We start from the raw sequence: 20,566 nt of genomic DNA on the forward strand, positions 1-20,566 counted from the left end.
TCCCGAGAACTGCTTCAAAGTTCAACATCTAGAATACAAATTTATGAAAAAAACTACGGGTTTGCCAGAATTTCACAATTCTTGGCAACGAAAAATGATTATGTACATGAAAATGACATTTGTAATGATGCTAATGTCTTTAATGACAGTATCAGCCAAAACATTCAGTCAGCAATCTAAATTGTCACTTCAAATAAAAGAGGCCAACATTATCCAGGTACTCGAGGAAGTTGAAACGTTAATTGGGTTGGGATTTATTCTTCAAGCTGAAGAAATTGATCTAAATCAAAAGTATGACATTAACAAGAAGGATGCGACTATCAAAGAACTTTTAGACGATCTTTTTAAAGGAGCTAACATTCAATACCAGATCGTTGATAATACCATAGTTATAACCAATGCGTATCCAGAAGATTCAACAAACCAACAGGATATCAGAAAGATAAAGGGTGTTGTTACTGATGACAATGGAGATCCCTTGCCTGGAGTTAATGTATATCAAAAAAGCAATCCCCAGCATGGAGTGATAACAGGTATCGATGGTAATTATGAAATAGGAATTAACGATTCGAAAGGTGTAATCGTATTTTCATTTATCGGATTTGTTACACAGGAAATCAATATTGATGGCCGATCTGTGATTAATATTTTCCTGAAAGATGAATCGTTGGGTTTGGACGAAGTGGTGGTGACAGCCCTAGGTATTAAAAGAGAGAAAAAAGCGCTAGGTTATGCCACACAAACCGTTGGAACGGAAGACCTTAAAAAAGCCGAATCACCGGATCTGGCATCCAAGCTTTCAGGTAAAGTGGCCGGACTGCAAATTAACACTGCCGCAACCATTGGAGGTTCATCGCGTGTTGTTTTACGAGGTGAAAGTTCTTTGGGCATTGGTGGTAATCAGGCATTGATTGTGGTGGATGGTGTGCCAATTAATACGGAAGGCTCCAATGCCAGTGGTATTGATTGGGGAAATGGTTTTTCCGATTTTAACAGTAACGACATTGAATCTATCAGTGTGCTAAAGGGGGCCGCAGCAGCGGCATTGTACGGTCCTGATGCGGGTAATGGTGTTCTGTTGATTACGACTAAAAAAGGAAGTAAGGATAAAGCATTTTCAGTAGAATACAACTCATCATTAATGTTTGAAAGTCTGCTGACATATCCTGATACCTATCAATATGAATATGCGATTGGAGAGGGCAATACCAGATGGTTATATGATCCTGTTTCAGGTAACTATAACCCTGCACCACGTGATGAAACATGGTCCAGTGAAAAATATGATCCTAACAAACAAATCGAATGGTGGTTCTCTCCAACCGAAAATGGTTACAGGGCTGGTGATACAGGTATCCTAAACAAGGGTGATGCGCAAAAGCTACCTTTTGTTTCTTCGGGAAAAAATAATTATGAAGAATTTTTTGAAGCTGGGCAAACAGTTTATAATCAGATAGCAATTTCATCTTCGGGTGAAAATGTAACCTCTAGATTCTCAATTGGAGACATGAACCAACAGGGTATGCAACCCGGTACTGATTTAAAAAGACGAAGCCTGGCAGCAAGCTTTAATGCAGAATTGTCAGAAAAAGTAACCTTGGACTTTTCATTCAACTATGTAAAAACAACAAGTGACAACCGTCCAAGGCAGCATTGGGGACCTTTTTCTATCAACTATGTATTGTCGTGGATGATGCCGGGTGCATATATGGATCAATTGGAAGATTATTGGCAACCAGGTTTGGAAGGAACTGATCAGATCAATTGGCGATCAGGTCATAACAACCCTTACTTTCTGGCCCATGAAGTAAAAGCGAGCTTGGCCAGAGACCGTTTTTTTGGTAATGTGGTGCTTAACTACAATATTACGAGTGGTCTTTCTTTGATGCTTAGGCATGGAGATGACTTAACCATGAGTACCACAACCAACATGTATCCTTTTGGGGCTGTCGTTGAATTACCAAGACTTACACGTTCAAAAGGAGAAACCAGGGTGTCGAACACCGACTTTCTTTTGACCTATAATAAAAACTTTGACGATAATTGGAATCTGGAAGTAAGCGCAGGTGCTAACCGTAGCAATTCAGAAGGTAATTCACTTTCGGGCAGTTCATACGAGCTTCTTGTTCCGGGATTATACTCTTTAAACAATTCGGCCATTGCCACAGGTGTTGGAGAATACTTCTGGAAGAAAAGAGAATATTCGTTGCTTTCATTGGCCAATATAGATTACAAAAACAGGATATATCTTGCTTTGACTGCAAGGAATTCATGGTCAAGTACATTACCTGTGAAGAGTAATAGCTACTTCTACCCATCTGCCAGCGTCAGTGTTTTAATGAATGAGATACTATCACTTCCTGATCAGATATCATTATTAAAGTTTAGGGCAGGAGGTGCACAAGTAGGGAAAGGAACCGGGGCGCATAATCTTATCACAACAATGTCAGGAGACGGACAATATCAAGGATTCCAAGGTTCTGCTGTTGCCAATGGCCTGAAAAACCCGGATTTAAAACCGGAGCTTTCTACATCATATGAATTTGGGCTGGAAAGTAGTTTCTTTAATAACCGAATCAGTTATGAGGCAACCTATTATTCAACTTCAACAGTCAATCAAATCATCCCGCTTACAATACCTCAATCAAGTGGGTTTACCAGTAAGTATGTCAATGCCGGAGAGATAAAAAACAGCGGTATTGAAATGACCCTTCGTGGCAGTCCTGTGAGGAATGCCAATCTGGACTGGGATATCACTATTAATTTCTCAGCCAACAGAAATGAGGTCATTAGCCTTGCTGAAGGCATAGATGAATATGTACTGGCCGGTTATGGTGATAGCGGTGAACAAATTAAGGCTAAAATAGGAAAGCCTATCATGGGTGTATATGGTTATAAACAAGTAACCGTGGAGGATCCTACAAGTCAATTTTATGGTCAAAAAGTATTTTCACCCGGAGGTACACCAATCCGCAAAAACGATATTGAATATTTAGGTAAAGCTAACCCTGATTTTATTGTAGGTATTAATAATAACATAAGCTACCGAAACCTGAGCTTTAACTTTGTGCTGGATATGCGTAAGGGAGGGGTAACTTATTCTAACGCAACCAACATTATGTATGGTGGTGGGTTCAATTTAGAAACAGCTGATTGGAGAATAAATGGTTACCTGGGAGATGGGGTAATTGTTAATTCTGATGGTACCTATAAACCAAATGATGTAGTTATAAAAGGCGACGATGTAAAGGCCAAATTAATTACCAACTGGCGCGATATCAGTACCAATAATATCTTTTCCTCCAGTTATATAAAAGTAAGAGAGCTAAGTTTAGCCTATGAACTGCCTAAGGGTTTGATAAATAAAGTATTTATTGATCGGGCCTCGGTTTCGTTGGTGGGAAGAAACTTATTTGTTTGGGATAATGTGCCCAACCAGGATGCTGATGTATTCCATAGCGGAATTCCCGGATACACTGGAGGATACACTTATCCAACCGCTCGTACTTATGGGTTAACACTTAATGTTTCGTTCTAAGATATTACGAGAAACATAGGATTTATTAAATAATGAGATGAAACTATCATGATTAAATATTAACGTACAGAATGATAGCCTGCTCCGAACTAGTTTAGGAGATTTAAAGCTCGGAACCTCTGTGTTCTCCATTCTTGATACTTAATACTTGTGTCTTGATACTAATTTTAAAACGCATGAAATATTTCAAATATATATTAGTTGTTCCTATCATCTGTTTCTTTTCCTGTTCAGATGAATTGGAGGACGTGAATAAAGACCTCAATAGCCCAACAGAAGTGCCTGTGAACAGGTTAATCATGGGGATTGAAAGGGATTTGTCACACGAATATGCCGTGAGCTCCTTTGACTTAACTAACAAAATGGTCAATTATACCGAATATCCACTTAAACATTGGGATCATTTTTTATTGATAAGAGATGCGAACGAGGATTGGTGGGAACAACACTATGATGAACTGGCCAATGCGGAATACATCATCAATAATGCCAAACCTGGTGAAGAGAATGAAAAAGGTGTTGGCTTGGTGTTAAAAAGCTGGATGTATTATGTGACTTCATCGTTATACGGCGATTTACCGTATACCGAGGCAGGGAAAGCATACCTGGGCACTAATCAGCCACACTACGATACCCAGGATGATATTTTTAATGGTATACTCAATGATTTGGATGAAGCCAACCAACTTTTAGGGACAGGTTCGTTTGCTCTACAAGGTGATTTTTTATTGGGCAATGATATACAGAAGTGGAAGAAGTTCGCTAATTCTCTCAAGGTGAGAGTTATGATTGCTATGTCTAAGCAGGTAGATCCTTCAGCAGAATTACAAAAAATGTTGAATGACCCTGCTACTTATCCATTAATGGAAAGCAACAACGATCAACCGGCATTTACCTTTAACCACGAAAGTTATTACCCCAGAAGCAAACACGGTTTGTTCTTTTTAAACGATGTGCATATGGGCAAGGATTTTATCGACAAGCTTTTAGAGTTTAGCGATGAAAGAATAAAGATTTATGCCGCTAAAGCCGAGATACCTACAAGTGGTGATTACGTTGGGATTCCTTCCGGAACCACAAAGACCCCGTCAGGTGATGCTTCAAAAACATCCCAATTAATCTTTGAGTCAAGAACCAATTATGCAATACAAACGGTATGGATGAGTTTTGCGGAACTACAGTTTTTGTTGGCCGAGGCCGCAGAAAAAGGTTGGATCAATGGAGGAAGTACTATGGCACAGCAATACTATGAAAAAGGTATTGAGGCATCATATAATTATCAAAAAGGGCGTTTGGAAGTTGGAATTGAGCAAGGAGCCAGTGAGCTGGAAGCCATGTCAAGTTGGGATGCTACTTACTTGACACAGGATGGTGTTCTGTATACTGGATCGCAAAGTAAAAAACTGGAACTGATTGCAACACAAAAGTGGCTGGCGCTTTATTTAGATGTGGAGAGTTATTTTTCGTGGAGACGGACTAAACTTCCTGCATTAAATTTTGATTCATCAACAGCAAACGATAGGATTCCTCCAATGCGACTCAGATACCCTGTAGATGAACGCGAATTTAACACTAAAAACTATGAAGCAGCTGTTGTTAGACAAGGAGCTGATAGCTGGATTACGTTAATGTGGCTTTTAAAATAAAGCTATCCGAAATTGACAAACTGGAATATTAAAGCTTTCAATTTATAGCACCAACTAAATAGTTCTCCACCTGCCTGCGGAAAGGCTTTTAGCTTTGAGCTAAGAGTCTTCCGAATCGAGTTCGGAACAGGTAGTTCCGTGGAAATGAGGGAGGAAGTATTGCCCTGTTTGTGCGGGTGTGGGGACTGTATAAGTGCCTTAATTAGGACTTGTAAGTTTGATTGTTAATTAAATTCAATTTCGGCTACCCTCTTGTTAATACCAAATAACTTATCAAAATAATCACAGTTTATAATTAAAATTTGAACACCATGAAAAATCAATTAAACATTATGAAAAACAAATTATTTATTAATTCTTCCTTGGCTATTATGCTTGTATGTGTAGCCTTTACCGTTGCTGTTGTTGGCTGTAGTGATGATGATGAAAAGGTAACCCCCCCGGCAACGATAACTTCTCTTAGTATTACGGAAGGTGCTGCTGGTACAGCTGTAACCATCGTAGGTGCCAATTTTAGTGCAGTTACGGCCGAAAACAAAGTGTTTTTTGGCGATATTGAAGCTGTGGTAACAGGCGGTACAACAACATCTTTGATAACGAAAGTACCTTTAGGGGCATCATCTGGTCCTGTTTCTGTACAAGTTGGAATGGCTGCAAAGGTGGTTGGTCCTGTATTTACAATCAAAGAAAACTTACTTACTATTCACCTAAAGCATGTTAATGATGATGCAGAAGAGGCTGAAGTGGAATATAATTCAACACCTGCCGGTTTTATGGAATTGACCAGTAGTGACTTGGAGTTGTGTGATATCGATTCTGACTTTGGTTACCAGTATATTGGAACCCGCTTTAGAACTGTAAACATACCTAAAGGTGCGGTTGTAACTAAAGCTTATATTCAATTTACAGCTGATGATACCGGAAGTGATCCTTGTAAGATGCGCATCTATGGTGAAGCAAAAGATACTGGTGAGTTTACAGATACTCCTTTTAGCATCAGCAGTAGAACTAAAACAAGCGCAAATGCACTTTGGGATATTCCGGCCTGGACTGCTATAGACGAACGAGATGAGGCACAGCAAACAGCTGATTTAACAGAAGTTGTTCAGGAAATCATTGACCATGCAGATTGGACTGAAGGTGGTAACATGACATTCATTCTTTCTATCGAAGAAGGTAAAGGTGGCGACGGTCGTGAGGCTGAAACCTGGTCGTCAGAAGGAGATGAAGCTGGTGATGATGTTAATGCTGGTGAAGAATCAGCTTCTTTGATTATTGAATACAAATAATAACATTGCAATACGAAACCCAAATACCCACTTAGGGGTGTTTGGGTTTTTTTATTAATCCTAACTTGGACGAGCCAAAACCAAAGAGGTTTATGATTAGTCCAAGTTAGATATATTAGTTGAAACATTAGTAGAAGTCTTATAAATCTGTAGATGCTTATTATAGTATGTATGCTTGTTAAGTTCTTGTAGGTTAGTTGTTTTGTGTGTTGTTTTGTGAGGGGTGAATTATTCTACTTTTTGCATCAGTTTAAGGAAGAAGTATTGTGTCTTTTTCTGTAAAATATAGTTCTAAACTATGGTTAAAACGCTTACCCTTTAAAAATTTCATTTTACAATCAATAAAATCTAATTATTTATGAAAAAGACTTATACGCTGTTAAAAGATCGAATTGTTATATCTTTTTTATTGTTATTTCTATGCTTGAGCATTAATGCTCAAGATATTTCAACACTATCACGCGATCAAATACTTCAACGTTATGCACCAGTTGTACACATGGGTGTAAATACATCCTCTGATTATTATGATGCTCAGGATATGTTAGTGCGTTTGGATCATGATAAAAATTGGGGAACCTATGATGATGATGACGATGTATGGGCAAATGGAAGCAACTGGCCTCGTACTACTTTAGCTTCTGATATTGGTGGATTCAATTCAAATCATGATGTCACGCCAATTGTATATACTTCTCTTCTTGAAATGAGTGATTTTTATATTCTGAAATATGGAATTTATCATACCTATAACGAAATTGCCGGATCAGCTGGTGATCATTTAAATGATATGGAAAGCATTGAGGTAATTGTTGATAAGTCAGGTAATGTAAAGGGAGCGCTTACTACGGTTCATGGAACAACAACCTGGGGGACAACATGGGCTGGTGATAATGATATGAGTATTTTTGACTCCTATTCTTCTAGTACTTATAACTTGCATTTACATGATGGTACACATCCTCATGTATGGATTGGATCCAATGGTGCAGCTAATTTGTTGACTAACAGCCATGGCCATGCCATTTTTGTGCAAAATGAATGGATGAATGATAGAGGAGTAGATTATTATTATTCTGGAGCGAGTGGTGTTGACGAAATAGATGTTCCTCGTCAGGCTACTTCAATTGGTTATGAAATAAGTAATTGGGGATACAACAGCGATGCAAGATATTTATTAGTACCCATGGAGGAATTGCTTGTCAAAGGTCAAATGGAGACCAATATAGATCAGATGTATCACATTGGACAAAGCATGGGTGCCAGTGGTGGAAACTTCTGGGGTAATGGTTGGTTTACCTTTGCGAGTGAAGGCCATTGGGAAGATTCTAATAGTCTTAGAAAAAGATATAATGACTCTTATGGAGGTGCGGATATGGGATATACTTATCTGTATAAGCCGTTAGCTGATATTGGACATGTAAATCCTTATTTTCAGTTGACCAATATAGGAGGTTTAGCACTGCCTTCCGATATATCCGGTTTTTATAAAAATAGTTATGCGAACATACAAGGAAGTGGTTTTTTTGATATCAATGGAAGCTCTAGTCTGGATTTATTGAGTATGATGGAAACGGCAACGTCGGGCAATGAATTTACGATAGAGGCTGGTGTGCGAAGAGTTGGTAAGCTATGGTTAAACGAAAACTGGTATTCTAATCCGTTTAGTAAAAACTATATTAATGGAACTGGGCCAACAGGAGGTATCATGTTACGTTCTGGACAAGGAAGAGCTGATGATTTTATATATATAGGGTGGGCTCCAGAGAAAGAAAAGATTGTATATATACAGCGTAGTAGTTCCGTAAATAATGGTCAAACTACTGTTGAATATCTGAATATATCCAAGTTTAACAGGTTGTTTAAAGTAGATAATGCTCAGAATGGAACCATAACTATCTTTGCTAAAGATTATAGGAAACCAAATGATACCTGGGTACAAATTAAACAAGTAGATGGTTCGTCTTTAGGACTGGATGGAAACATATATGGTTCGTTGGTTACCCAAAGTGATGTGAACAGTACTGCAAACTACTATTGGACCAATGCGGAATATGTTCATATTAAAACTGCTGGAATTGAACTGGATCCTATTGTTGAACCGGGTTATTATAAGATTATATCTAAAAATAGTGGTAAAGCATTAGATGTGTCAGGTATTTCGCATGATGATGGGGCTAATATTTACCAATGGGAATATGTTGGTCAGGAGAATCAACAGTGGAGTATTGAACAAATCGAGAATGGCAAGTATCGAATTGTTGCACGACATTCAGGAAAAGTGTTGGATATTTATTCTTGGAATCCTGATAATGGAGGTAATGTGGTCCAATGGTCATGGGTGAATTATGAAAACCAGAAATGGAAAATTGAAAAAGTGGATAATACCTATTATAAAATCAGTTCTTCTTTCAGTAATAAAGTATTGGATGTTCAAGGTATTTTACAAGATAATGGAGCCAATGTTTATCAATGGGATTATGTAGGTCAAAGTAATCAATTGTGGAAACTAGATAAGGTGGATAATCTGCTAAAATCTGCGACAGTAGAGAAAATAGTGCCTCAAATTGAAAAAACTAAGCAGGAAGGGATTATTATCTATCCTAACCCGGTAACGGATGGTAAGCTAAATGTGATGTTTTCTGCTGAAGAGGATGATGCGACACAATTGCGAATTCTCTCTTCAGATGGACGAGTGCTCATGCAAAAAACAGAGCATGTTATGCAAGGTGAAAATAATGTTGGAATTAATTTATCAGGAATAAAACCGGGAATCTATTTGGTAGATCTAACAGTTAACAGTGATAGAAAAATTGCGAGATTATTAATTAAGTAGCGTTGTTAGAAATGTATGGAAAGCTGATATCTTTTATCTTTATTCATATACATTAAATAAAGTGAAGAGCTGGCGGAGATCAGGCTATTCAAAGGTCTCTTTTTTGACAGCTCTTTCTTGTCTGCCCGACCCTAAATTTAGTAGGAATTAATATTAAATAAAAGTTTATGAAGAGATTAAAAGTTAGTATTCAATTAATATTATTATTTATAGGAATGAATACCTTGTTTGCTCAACAAGCTGTTTTTCCTGGTGCAGATGAAAAAACACCATCAAGAGCGCAGTATTTTTCGTGGATCAATAATACGAATGAGGGGCCAACGGAGGAGCATACATTAACAAATCTTGCTTTTTTCGAATGGATGAAATCTCAATATGGGATGCAATTGGATATTTATGCTTTTGATGCTGGAGCGATTGATGGAGCCAAATTCTATGGCAGCACGAAGAGTGATCGGTTTAAAAAGCAATTCCCTAATGGATTTGACCCGATGTATAAAAAAGCGAAGGAACTTGGAATTCGTTTGGGTGTTTGGGGAGGGCCTGATGGTTTTGGAACTACGCCTGAACAGGAAGCAAATAGAATTGCAGAGATGGTGGAGCTATGTAAAAAATATGAATTTGAATTATTTAAGTTCGATAAAGTTTGTGGACCACTGCCACTTGAGAAAGAAGATGCCTTTGTGAAAATGATGACGGAGTGCAGAAAGTACAGTCCAGATCTTATCTTATTGAATCACCGACTGGGTTTGACAAAAGGACTACCTTATGCAACAACTTTTTTGTGGGAAGGTATAGAGACTTATACCGATTGTCATATTTGGAATGAAACAACAGCTTCTCACCATAGGGCGGGAGCTTTAACAAGAGGTTTTCCTCCTGGATTTAGTCGTTTAACAGAAGATCATGGCGTTTGTATTTCGTCTTGTTTAGATGCTTGGGATGATGAACTGATTTTGCAAGCTTTTAATAGAAACCTGATTTTAGCACCAGAGATATACGGTAATCCATGGTTATTAAATGACGATGAATTCGCAAAATTAGCTCGTATTTTCAACCTTCACCGTCAGTATAGAGATATTATGGTAGAAGGAAAAATATTACCTAAAAAAGAGTATGGAGCTTATGCAATTTCAAGAGGTAACGAAAAAACACGATTAATCACTCTTCGCAATAATTCGTGGGAATCTCAAACCTATACCATTAAGTTAGACACAATTATTGGCATCAATAAACGAGGTAAATCTTACCGTGTATTCCAACATCATCCAACAGAAAAATATGTGGGTGCCTACAAATATAATTCATCGGTTGATATTGAGGTACTGCCTTTCAGAACTTGTTTAGTAAGAGTTTCATGCGAAAGTGAAACAGAGCCATACATAGAAGGTACAGATTATTTATTGGCTGAACATGAAAAAGGAAACCCAATAAAAATAAAACTTTATGGAGCGCCTGGAACAACAAAGCATGTGTCTCTAAAAGGTCTTCATGGCAAATATCAGTCAGCAAAAATTGATGGTAAATCATATAATGAATTGTTAAAAAGCAATAAGATTGAAATAAATTTTGAGGGACAGTTGCTAAAAAATGCATCGAATAGAAAATTAGCGGATGCTAAAAAAACGCTTGTACCTGACGATGCTATTGCTTTATATGAAGCAACTTGTTTTGCTGCCGATAATAATGCTTTAGAAGTACGATCTCTTAAACGTTCTGGAGAAACTAAAATCCCTGAAGTAAAAGCTGCACGTGATGCCTTCTTTAATCAGGAAAAATTTATTGAAAGAGGAATTTGGGATAAGAATTTGTTTGACGGAAATGAAGAAACTAGCTTTTATGTTTGCCGTCGTCGTTATAAGGAATTCAAGATTAATGGAGGATGTTTCAGGCTTGATATGGCCGAGCCAACCCAATTAAAAAAACTAATTGTTAAGTATCCCGATGTTTATGCTTTACAACCATTGGTTAAAGAAGAAGGCATATATGCATATGGATCAAACAATCTTAAAGATTGGGATAAATTAACGGGTTTTATCAATGATGATATTGAAATTGATTTGCCATCCAATAAAGCATATCGATATATTAAAATTCCTGTTTTTCCTGATCGTGCAAGTGAAGTGATTGGGCTTGATGCAGATAACAAAAGTGTTGACCGTAAAAATTGGACTGCCTCTAATTTGTTTGCAGATTATGCCAAGATCCTTCCAAAGTCAGCCTGGCAAGCTTCTTTTAAGTTAGATGAAATGCCACAGAATGGATATTTATGTATTGCTGTTAATGGTGAGCATGGCTCGGAAGGAGCGTATGCAGGAATAAATGTAGGCGATAAATATGTTGGAGCACCTGATCGAAGTATCTCATATCCTTCAAATACTTTCGAATCAGGAGTTTGCCATAAGGATTATTTTACAGGAAACTATACTTACTATATTCCCTTAGAAAAATGGATGTTAGGACAGGATATAAAGGCGGTGGTGCTGGTTAATTCTGAAGTCACAGAACTTAAGCCCGAAGTTTGGCTTACTACGATGAACGAATATGTGGAAAAGGAAATAGTGATTGAACAATAGATATACATAAACAAATTAAAAGGCGTTATAAGAATAACCAACCCAATGGTCTTTCTCTATTTAACACCAATAATGCATTGAAAGATCAAAACAAATTATCCGTCTGGGTAATATACTGGTTGTGTTACAATATTGCAACACATTATTCCAAGTTTACCATGGGTTTGCAGTCCAACTTTTATGTTACTATAATTTCACTTGATCTAATGTAGCTAAAACGATATAGCATTTTCTTAAAAAAGTTGTATATTTGTCCAAATAATAAATGAAGATGGCTAAAAAAAGAATAAAACTAGTTGATATCGCAAATGAGTTGGGTGTGTCTGTAGGGCTTGTCTCTATTGTTCTTTCTGGAAAAAGTAGGGAGAATAGAATCAGTGATACCTTATCTAAAAAAGTCATTGAAAAAGCAAAGGAGTTGGGTTATCAGGCAAATCAAATGGCAAGGGCATTGCGTACCGGAAAAAGCGGTATTATTGGTCTTGCTGTGGCTGATATTGCCAATCCTTACTTTGGCAAAATGGCGCGATTCATTGAAAATGAAGCTTCTGGATTAGGCTATCAGGTGATGTTCGGCAGCTCCGATGAGGATCCCAAGAAGTTAAATGATATCATCAATGTGTTTTTGTCTCGGCAAGTGGATGCGATGTTGATTGTTCCTGTCAAAAAGAGCCAGAAGTATTTGATGGCTTTGCAAGAACAGTCAATTCCGTTTGTATTTGTTGACCGTTGTTGTGATGGGGTTAGTGAAGACGCTGTAACAACCAATAATTTCGAGGGAGGATATCAGTTGTGTAACGTGTTGATAAAACGGGGATACAAGAAAATAGGAGCTTTTGTTTATGATACAGGTTTAACCAATAATAACCAGCGAATTAAAGGATATACATCCGCCTTAAAAGAATCAGAATTGAATGATGATTCAGAAAATTTGATTTTCGAGACTGGCTTCAAACATGTTGAGACTAGACTGGAATCAATGTTAAAGTCAGCGCTTAAAAAAGGCTGTGATGCATTTTTCTTTGCAAATAATAAGTTAGGGATCCAAAGTTTGAAGTATTTCGATAAAATGAATATTAAAATACCTCAGGATATAGGGATCGTGAGTTTCGATAATCCTGAATCTTTTCAAGTAGCCAAGCCTGGAGTGACTTGTTTTGAACAGCCTATAGCCAACATATGCGTAAAAGCTATTTCTATTTTAGTCGATAAGATGGATGACGCATCAAAACCAAAGGTTGGAGAGGTATTGCTGTCTGGTAATTTGATAATCAGGGAATCCTGTTAAAAGGATTTTTTTTAACCAAAAGCTAAAACGTTTAAGTAATGAGTGGTGATTTTTCTTTGGGTATTGATTATGGATCGAACTCAGTACGCGTAATTATTGTAGAAATAAAATCATGAGATGTTCATGGAATAGCATCTGTTGATTATAGTTGTGCAAATAAAGGAGTATATACGGATAGTAAAAATGATAATGTGGCTCGGCAGGATGCAGATGACTATTTGGAGTCATTACAATCTGCCATGAAATTATTGAGGGAAGATAAGGAAGGTTCGGATTATCGCACCTGTGAGACTTATGGTTCTTTATATGGTATGAAAAGTCTGTAATGGTCAAAGGTTGAATTCGGGCAGTTAGGCTCAGACAAATTCACATAAGTGAAGCAGAAAAATTATAGTTATTAATAAATAAAAATCATAATCGTATGAAATTTAAATGTTTATATCTTTTATCCATAGTGTCAGTTTTGGCTTTCTCCTGTAAGCAGGTGGCACCACCTACTGCAGTTGGTCCAGTGCCTTCTGAAAGTCAGTTAAAATGGCACGAAATGGAGTCTTATGCATTTGTGCATTTCAGTATGAACACTTTTACTGATATTGAGTGGGGATATGGGGATAAAAGCCCCGAATTGTTTAATCCGACTGAACTGAATTGTAAGCAATGGGCCAAAGTTTGTAAGGAATCAGGACTGAAGGGGATTATCATTACGGCTAAGCATCATGATGGATTTTGTCTTTGGCCTTCGAAGTATACTGATTATTCAGTTAAGAATTCACCATGGCGTGACGGAAAAGGTGATTTGTTAAAAGAGCTATCAGAAGCCTGTAAAGAATATGGATTGAAATTTGGCGTTTATTTGTCCCCGTGGGATAGAAATCATGCTGATTATGGGAAGCCTGAGTACATTACTTATTTCCGTAATCAGTTGAGAGAACTATTAACTAATTATGGTGATATCTTCGAGATTTGGTTTGATGGAGCCAATGGGGGATCTGGCTATTATGGTGGAGCCAATGAAACCAGAAGTGTAGATAGGAAAACTTATTACGATTGGGAGAATACCTACAAAATTGTTCGGGAATTGCAACCTAATGCAATCCTATTTAGTGATGCAGGGCCTGGTTGTCGTTGGTGTGGTAACGAAGAAGGTTGGGTTGGAAAAACCAATTGGAATACACTAAAAAGGGATGAAGTATGGCCTGGTTTTCCTAACTATAAGGAATTGCAATACGGACACGAAGATGGTACCCACTGGGTTCCGGCAGAGGTCGATGTGTCCATCCGCCCGGGTTGGTTCTATCATAAGTCAGAAGATCATAAAGTAAAAACCTTGCCACACCTGTTGGATATCTATTACCATTCCGTAGGACGGGGAGCAACATTGTTGATGAACTTCCCGGTTGATCCACGGGGACTGATTCATGAAAAAGATGTGGAGCAGATATTGAAGATGTCTAACGCGCTTAAGGCTGATTTTGCCGTTAATCTGGCTAAAGGGAAAGAAGTAGAAGCTAGTAATGTGAGAGGAAATTCCCGAAAGTATAAAGCGTCAAACATAACTGATGCGGAGAAAGAAACCTACTGGGCAACCGATGATCAGATTTCAGAAGCATCGCTAATCATTGACCTGGAGGAACCTACAGAATTTAACCGTTTCCTGATTCAGGAATATATTCGTTTAGGCCAGCGGGTTCAGGAGTTTACTTTAGACGCGATGGTAGATGGTAAATGGCGGACGCTGGCAAAGGAAACAACTATTGGCTATAAAAGAATACTTCGATTGCCAATAACCAAGGCCGCCAAAGTACGTGTGGCAATTAAAAAGTCAAAAGCTTCTCCTCTGATTACCAATGTCGAACTTTATAAAGCTCCTAAAGTATTAACAGCTCCAGTCATTAAGAGAGACAAAGAAGGGTTTCTGAAAATAGAATCTGCAGACAAAGAAGTAGATGTGTATTTCACAACGGATGGCTCAGAGCCGGATAACAATTCGACTAAATACACTGGATCATTCATCCTAGCAGACAAAGCAGAAGTGAAAGCCATTACTTTGGATCCGGTCTCTGGGAAAAGAAGCCCAGTCAGCAGCGAGACATTCGACATTGTTAAAAAGGAGTGGAAAGTTGTAGGCGTAGGAGATGAAAATGCGAACCGGATATTTGATGGTGAGTCAATGACTGTTTGGCATCAAAATAACAAGAAGATGCCGGTTGACTTGGTAGTTGACCTTGGTCAGACATATACGTTAAAAGGTTTTAAGTATCTGCCGGATCAAAGCCGTTGGTCTAATGGAATCATTTTCAACTATCAGTTTTATACATCTACCAATGGACGATCATGGAAATTGGCGAGTGAGGGGGAGTTTTCTAATATTAAAAACAGCCCTATCTGGCAAACTAAGCTATTTGATTCAGCAAAAGCACGTTTTGTGAAGTTGAAAGCTATAGATAACACAGGCAATAGCAGTGTAGCCGGTTATGCCGAAATAGATATTATAACTGAGTAGTAGTAATTGGGCCGGTGTTGTATGTGATGTCTGAGGCCTGTTTTTTATTATTATTTTATTAAATTAAGTGCCTAATAATCAGGTCTAAATGAAGGATAAATGTCAGGTTGTAGATTTAGCGGCGAATAATATTCGAATTTTATCAACTGCTATGGTTGAGCAGGCAAAGTCAGGTCATCCGGGAGGTGCCATGGGAGGAGCCGACTTTAACAATATCCTCTGTTCCGAGTGAAGGATTATTTAGAAGTCAGTCGAGGGAATATCAGTAACAAGTATTATCCAAAAGGTGCATTAGAATCGGTTTAACTGCTGGTTTGCCTGTAACTTAAGAATTGTTGGTTGGTGAAGATGGAATGGTGTTGGGCCTTGATCGTTTTGGCTATTCGGCAAAGGCTGAAGTACTGGATGAGGAGTTTGATTTCACACCTTATGATGTAGCTAACAAAGTCATTTCTCATATAGCAATGGTTCCTGAGTTATCTGTTGACTAGTAGGCTAAATAAAGTTCTAAAATATAAGTTAATATTTGAATAATTGATCTTACCATGAATATAGTAAAATATTTTATCTTTTTTTTGAATCTTGTGTTTAACTGTACACTGGTAAATGCACAGGAAACTACAATAATACCTGAGGGGACACGTCAGGTGCATCTGGATTTTCATACAAGTGAAAAACTGGAGAATATTGGAAAAAATTGGAACAAAGAGGAGTGGCAACAGGCGCTTAAAGTTGGCCATGTTAACTCCATTAACATCTTTGCCAAAGGACACCATGGCTGGTGCTATTACGATACCAAAGTTGGAAAACGTCACCCCAATCTGGATTATGATCTCTTTGGGGCCCAGCTGGATGCCTGCCATGAAATAGGAGTAACAGCCCAGGCTTATGTAACGGTAGGATGGAATGTGCTGGATGCCAGGGAACATCCCGATTGGGTTTCCACCGGTAAGGATGGTATCGATAAGTTTGCCGAAATGGAAGCCAAGTCCAAGCCTGGCGAGCCTTTCCCATGGGGATGGCCAACCCTGTCGCCCGAAGGGCCTTACATGGAGCATCTGTTAAAGCATACTGAGGAGATCGCTAAAAACTATGAAATAGATGGCTTTTGGTTCGACATTGTTCCCGTTGGAACCGTCAATTACAATGAATGGAGCAAGAAAGATATGGAGGCGAATGGCGTAGACTGGAACAATGAGGAGGAGGCCTGGGAGCATCATTGTAAAAAGATGCATACCTATTTCCAAAAGACCAATGCTATCATTAAGAAATACCGGCCCAATGCAACCATCTATTACAATTGGACTACTCCAATCAGTGGTGCACGTAATATGAAGGAGCAATATCACCAATATAATACCAAGCAGGATTTGGAAGACCTGCCTACAACCTGGCACGGTTACGATGTATTTCCGGTAAGAGCAAAGTACTATGCCAATACCGGCAAGCCTATCGTTGGCATGAGTGGGAAGTTTCATTCAGCTTGGGGCGAATTCGGAGGATTCAAACACAAAGATGCCATTTGGTACGAAGCAGCAGCCATGATGTCCTTTGGTGCGATGGCTAGTTTTGGTGACCAATTGCATCCTACCGGAAAACTGGAGAAAGCCACTTACGGCAACATTGGGCATGCCTATGCCTACATCGAAAAAATTGAAGGCTATAGCATTAATGCTCAGCATAAAGCGCGTACAGCTATTTGGCTAAGCTTTACCGGGCGTGATAATGATTTGACCAAGATGTTACTGGAGAATCAGGTCAATTTTGTAGTTGCCAACAACCTTAAAGACTGGAGTGACCTGGAAGTGTTGATTCTGCACAGCGATGTGCGGTTGAATGAGATAGAAACAGCTCAGATTCAGTCATATTTGGATAAGGGAGGTAAGTTATTCATTTTAGGCAAAGGTGCATACGAAAATGGAGCATGGAAATTTGATATTGGCGCAACAGATGCTGCTGAAGCCACTTATCGAAACGACTATACCTATGTGGGCGATAAACTGACCACCGATCTGGTTCAATCCCCCTTTCTGAATCGTATGCCGGCTATTCGTGTAACGCCTAAAGAAGGGACTGAAATACTGGCGCAGATATATGAGCCTTATTTCGACCGGACTGTGGAGCACTGGACCTCGCACGATAATGTGCCTTACCAAAACAAACCGGCAGTTCATCCGGCTGTCATAAAATATGGCAACATCGTTTGGTGTGCCCACGATTTGGAGCGGATTTATGCCAAAGAGGGATCGCGTGTTCATAGACAGTTGTTCTATAATGCCTTGAAACAGCTGCTAATGGATCCCTTTGTGGAAGCAGAAATGCCCAGTTGCGGGAGACTTAACTTGTTGCATCAGCCTGAGGAAAACCGATATGTGGTGCATTTAACCTATGGAACACCACATCAGCGCGGACGTGCGCAGGTAATAGAGGATTTGGTGCCCTTGCATAATGTGCCTGTAAGTGTTGATTTTGATGAGAAAATCAAAAAAGCATATACTATTTCTGGTAAGAAAGCTTTGAAAATGAAAAAAGTAGATGGTAAATTACAGGTTGTAGTTCCTGAGTTTGAATGCCATACTGCGGTGGTTTTTGAGTATTAGATTAGTCAGAGTATGGATAATCTGATTGTTTTTTACGGTTATCCATACTCTTCATAAGAGTAATAAAAATACATGATGCTACGTAATTTTATAATGGTTGGCCTTTTTCTTTGTGTTGTCACTACTGTGGTTGAAGCCAAATTAAAGAAAAATGGTAAGAAAGGGGAAGTCTCCTTTCGAACTTTATTAGAAGAGATGATCGATCGTGATGTGCTGACACGCTACCCTGATCCGTATTATACCTTTAAGCAGTTTAGTAGTTACGATCGCCGTTCCACTGCCATTAATGATTCTACCTGGTTTGCCAATTCCGATTGCGACCAGTTTATCAGGGTGGAAAACAACTGTGGGCGCGAAGAGAGTGTGTTAATGGATACCAATGGTGCCGGCTCTATCGTTCGGTTTTGGTTAACAGGAAACAATCATGGTGCAGGTACATTACGTATTTACCTCGATGGTAATACGGAGCCGGTAATTGAAACCAAACTCATCGATTTTATCAGTAAAAATGAGGTTGGGGTGCCGTTAAGTTCATCAGTGTCTTCTAAAACCAGTTACATGCGGCGTGGACATAATCTTTATCTACCCATTCCTTACGCCAAAAGCTGCAAAGTGACTTATGAGATGCGATCAGTAAATAGCGACGAAACTTTATACTATTGTATCAATACTCGTGAATACGCTAAAGGAACAAAGGTTGTGAGCTTCAGTCCAAAGGAGTTGGAGCAAAATAAGGCACTGATTCGGCAAGTGAATGAAGTTCTGAGTTCAAATGGAACAGCAGTGGCTGATGGAAAGGTATTTGACTTGCAATTGCCTATCGGAAAAGAAGCTTCTCTTAAATTGGTTCAGGAAGGTTTGGCGATAAACAGTGTAAGTGTGAAAATTCATGGAGATAACCTCAAACGTGCATTGCGCGATATCATCGTGAAATGCACGTTTGACGGTGAGCAAACCGTTTGGTGTCCTATTGGCGATTTCTTTGGCACTGGGTATGAACTTCACCCCTCGGAAACTTTTTATACAAAAGTGGAAACGGATGGAAATATGACGGTTTACTGGTTGATGCCATACTTGAAAAACTGTACCATAGCATTCGAAAACATTGGAAATGTTGCCTACCGGTTAACAGGGAATGTTACCACTCAGTCATACGAATGGACTAAAAACTCCATGTATTTTCATGCCAGCTGGAAACAGTATACTGCACTATCTACAGGTGAGAACAAAGCGCGTATTGGGTATGGCGGTTGTTTCGATATGAACTTTGTAACCCTGAATGGCAAGGGGGTTTATGTGGGTGATGTGATCACACTTTTCAATACCTCCTTAGGCGGTCACTGGAAGAGCTGGTGGGGCGAAGGCGATGAGAAAGTCTACCTGGATGGTGAAGCTTTTCCATCGGTTATTGGAACAGGTACTGAGGATTACTACGGATATGCCTGGTGTGAATATGCACCCTTTAACCATCCTTACTTGTCACAACCCATTGGAGGTGGCAACTTTAAGTTCGATATGACCGTGAATATGCGCTATAGAGGGCTGGACGCCATGCCTTTCGCTAAATCACTTAAATTTGATATGGAGATGTGGCATTGGACCAAGACCAGACTCAATTTTGCACCCACTACTTTCTATTATCTGTTACCGGGGGGTAGCAGCAATATCGAACCTGATTATGATGGAGCCAAAGCCAAGCTGGCCTTTGATCGTTTTGATATACTAAAAGCGGAAGCGGAAGATGGTAAGCTGGAAGGCGAAAATTTGCGTGTTATTGGAGTCGATAAAAATACCTATGGCTTTTATCACGATAATGTATCAGGAGGTGTTGGTTTGATATGGCGAAACGGAGAGCTTGGGGAAACCCGTACTTTTGAGTTTGATGCGGATACCCATTGTGTGTTAAGTCAGTTGGCTTTGGCATCTTCCATTCCTAATGGTGTTTATGAAATTGCTCTGAATGGGGAAATAATACTCGAATGGAGCAGTACAGACTGCAATAAGATGCCTCAATTAGTAGAATTGGGTAAAGTGAAACTGCAGCGGACCAATACTTTGAGAGTGAAATTACTATCGAAGAAGAATGATGATGAAAGCTGTGATTTTATTATTGACTATTTACTGATTGATGAGAAAGCAGAATAGTTGTTGTTGAGTTGAGTATGATAGTTTCGCTATTTTTAAGGAACTGGCAAAAATTAGATACTTATATCATTTTTTACACAAAAAAACAGTTGGCAAAAACTTAATTGGTATAATTCCGTGACAGGAAATAAAATCAGTTGAACTG

11 protein-coding genes are annotated in these 20,566 nt (G+C 38.8%); all 11 read left to right on the forward strand.

Annotated features, from left to right (window positions below; translation table 11 throughout):
- The first annotated feature begins 106 nt into the window (after positions 1–106).
- The 11 genes from ACT29I_RS19815 (at position 107) to ACT29I_RS19865 (ending at position 20,421) form a co-directional block, all read left to right on the forward strand.
- Positions 107–3,538 (forward strand): SusC/RagA family TonB-linked outer membrane protein, encoded by a 3,432-nt coding sequence (locus ACT29I_RS19815; protein WP_444794203.1) that lies wholly within the window; start codon positions 107–109, stop codon positions 3,536–3,538.
- 176 nt (positions 3,539–3,714) lie between these two features.
- Positions 3,715–5,184 carry a SusD/RagB family nutrient-binding outer membrane lipoprotein gene (locus tag ACT29I_RS19820; RefSeq protein ID WP_444794204.1) on the forward strand — a complete coding sequence of 490 codons (1,470 nt, stop codon included), beginning with the start codon at positions 3,715–3,717 and terminating at the stop codon, positions 5,182–5,184.
- A gap of 332 nt (positions 5,185–5,516) precedes the next feature.
- Positions 5,517–6,473: an IPT/TIG domain-containing protein gene (locus tag ACT29I_RS19825; RefSeq protein ID WP_444794205.1), complete on the forward strand. Its 957-nt coding sequence runs from the start codon at positions 5,517–5,519 to the stop codon at positions 6,471–6,473.
- A 358-nt stretch (positions 6,474–6,831) separates the two neighbouring features.
- On the forward strand, positions 6,832–9,309 hold the full coding sequence (locus tag ACT29I_RS19830; protein WP_444794206.1) for an RICIN domain-containing protein: 2,478 nt from the start codon (positions 6,832–6,834) through the stop codon (positions 9,307–9,309).
- 167 nt (positions 9,310–9,476) lie between these two features.
- Positions 9,477–11,885, forward strand: a complete 2,409-nt coding sequence (locus tag ACT29I_RS19835; protein WP_444794207.1) for a hypothetical protein — start codon at positions 9,477–9,479, stop codon at positions 11,883–11,885.
- Positions 11,886–12,156: 271 nt separating this feature from the next.
- Complete coding sequence (locus tag ACT29I_RS19840) at positions 12,157–13,173, forward strand: LacI family DNA-binding transcriptional regulator (protein WP_444794208.1); 1,017 nt, start codon at positions 12,157–12,159, stop codon at positions 13,171–13,173.
- A 191-nt stretch (positions 13,174–13,364) separates the two neighbouring features.
- On the forward strand, positions 13,365–13,499 hold the full coding sequence (locus tag ACT29I_RS19845; protein ID WP_444794209.1) for a hypothetical protein: 135 nt from the start codon (positions 13,365–13,367) through the stop codon (positions 13,497–13,499).
- A gap of 95 nt (positions 13,500–13,594) precedes the next feature.
- Positions 13,595–15,676, forward strand: a complete 2,082-nt coding sequence (locus ACT29I_RS19850; protein WP_444794210.1) for an alpha-L-fucosidase — start codon at positions 13,595–13,597, stop codon at positions 15,674–15,676.
- Between the two features lie 88 nt (positions 15,677–15,764).
- Positions 15,765–15,908 (forward strand): hypothetical protein, encoded by a 144-nt coding sequence (locus tag ACT29I_RS19855; protein ID WP_444794211.1) that lies wholly within the window; start codon positions 15,765–15,767, stop codon positions 15,906–15,908.
- Between the two features lie 313 nt (positions 15,909–16,221).
- Positions 16,222–18,276, forward strand: coding sequence for a hypothetical protein (locus ACT29I_RS19860; RefSeq protein ID WP_444794212.1), 2,055 nt, complete (start codon positions 16,222–16,224; stop codon positions 18,274–18,276).
- 72 nt (positions 18,277–18,348) lie between these two features.
- Positions 18,349–20,421: a glycoside hydrolase family 172 protein gene (locus tag ACT29I_RS19865; RefSeq protein WP_444794213.1), complete on the forward strand. Its 2,073-nt coding sequence runs from the start codon at positions 18,349–18,351 to the stop codon at positions 20,419–20,421.
- Positions 20,422–20,566 lie beyond the last annotated feature (145 nt).

This window comes from Saccharicrinis sp. GN24d3 (genome assembly GCF_052400645.1).
GTDB lineage: Bacteria > Bacteroidota > Bacteroidia > Bacteroidales > Marinilabiliaceae > Saccharicrinis.

What these genes read in the sequence shown, in the direction of transcription:
- ACT29I_RS19815 (WP_444794203.1), top strand. Translation starts at nt 107, where the DNA reads ATGAAAATGACATTTGTAATGATGCTAATGTCTTTAATGACAGTATCA.
- ACT29I_RS19820 (WP_444794204.1), top strand. Translation starts at nt 3,715, where the DNA reads ATGAAATATTTCAAATATATATTAGTTGTTCCTATCATCTGTTTCTTT.
- ACT29I_RS19825 (WP_444794205.1), top strand. Translation starts at nt 5,517, where the DNA reads ATGAAAAACAAATTATTTATTAATTCTTCCTTGGCTATTATGCTTGTA.
- ACT29I_RS19830 (WP_444794206.1), top strand. Translation starts at nt 6,832, where the DNA reads ATGAAAAAGACTTATACGCTGTTAAAAGATCGAATTGTTATATCTTTT.
- ACT29I_RS19835 (WP_444794207.1), top strand. Translation starts at nt 9,477, where the DNA reads ATGAAGAGATTAAAAGTTAGTATTCAATTAATATTATTATTTATAGGA.
- ACT29I_RS19840 (WP_444794208.1), top strand. Translation starts at nt 12,157, where the DNA reads ATGGCTAAAAAAAGAATAAAACTAGTTGATATCGCAAATGAGTTGGGT.
- ACT29I_RS19850 (WP_444794210.1), top strand. Translation starts at nt 13,595, where the DNA reads ATGAAATTTAAATGTTTATATCTTTTATCCATAGTGTCAGTTTTGGCT.
- ACT29I_RS19855 (WP_444794211.1), top strand. Translation starts at nt 15,765, where the DNA reads ATGAAGGATAAATGTCAGGTTGTAGATTTAGCGGCGAATAATATTCGA.
- ACT29I_RS19860 (WP_444794212.1), top strand. Translation starts at nt 16,222, where the DNA reads ATGAATATAGTAAAATATTTTATCTTTTTTTTGAATCTTGTGTTTAAC.
- ACT29I_RS19865 (WP_444794213.1), top strand. Translation starts at nt 18,349, where the DNA reads ATGATGCTACGTAATTTTATAATGGTTGGCCTTTTTCTTTGTGTTGTC.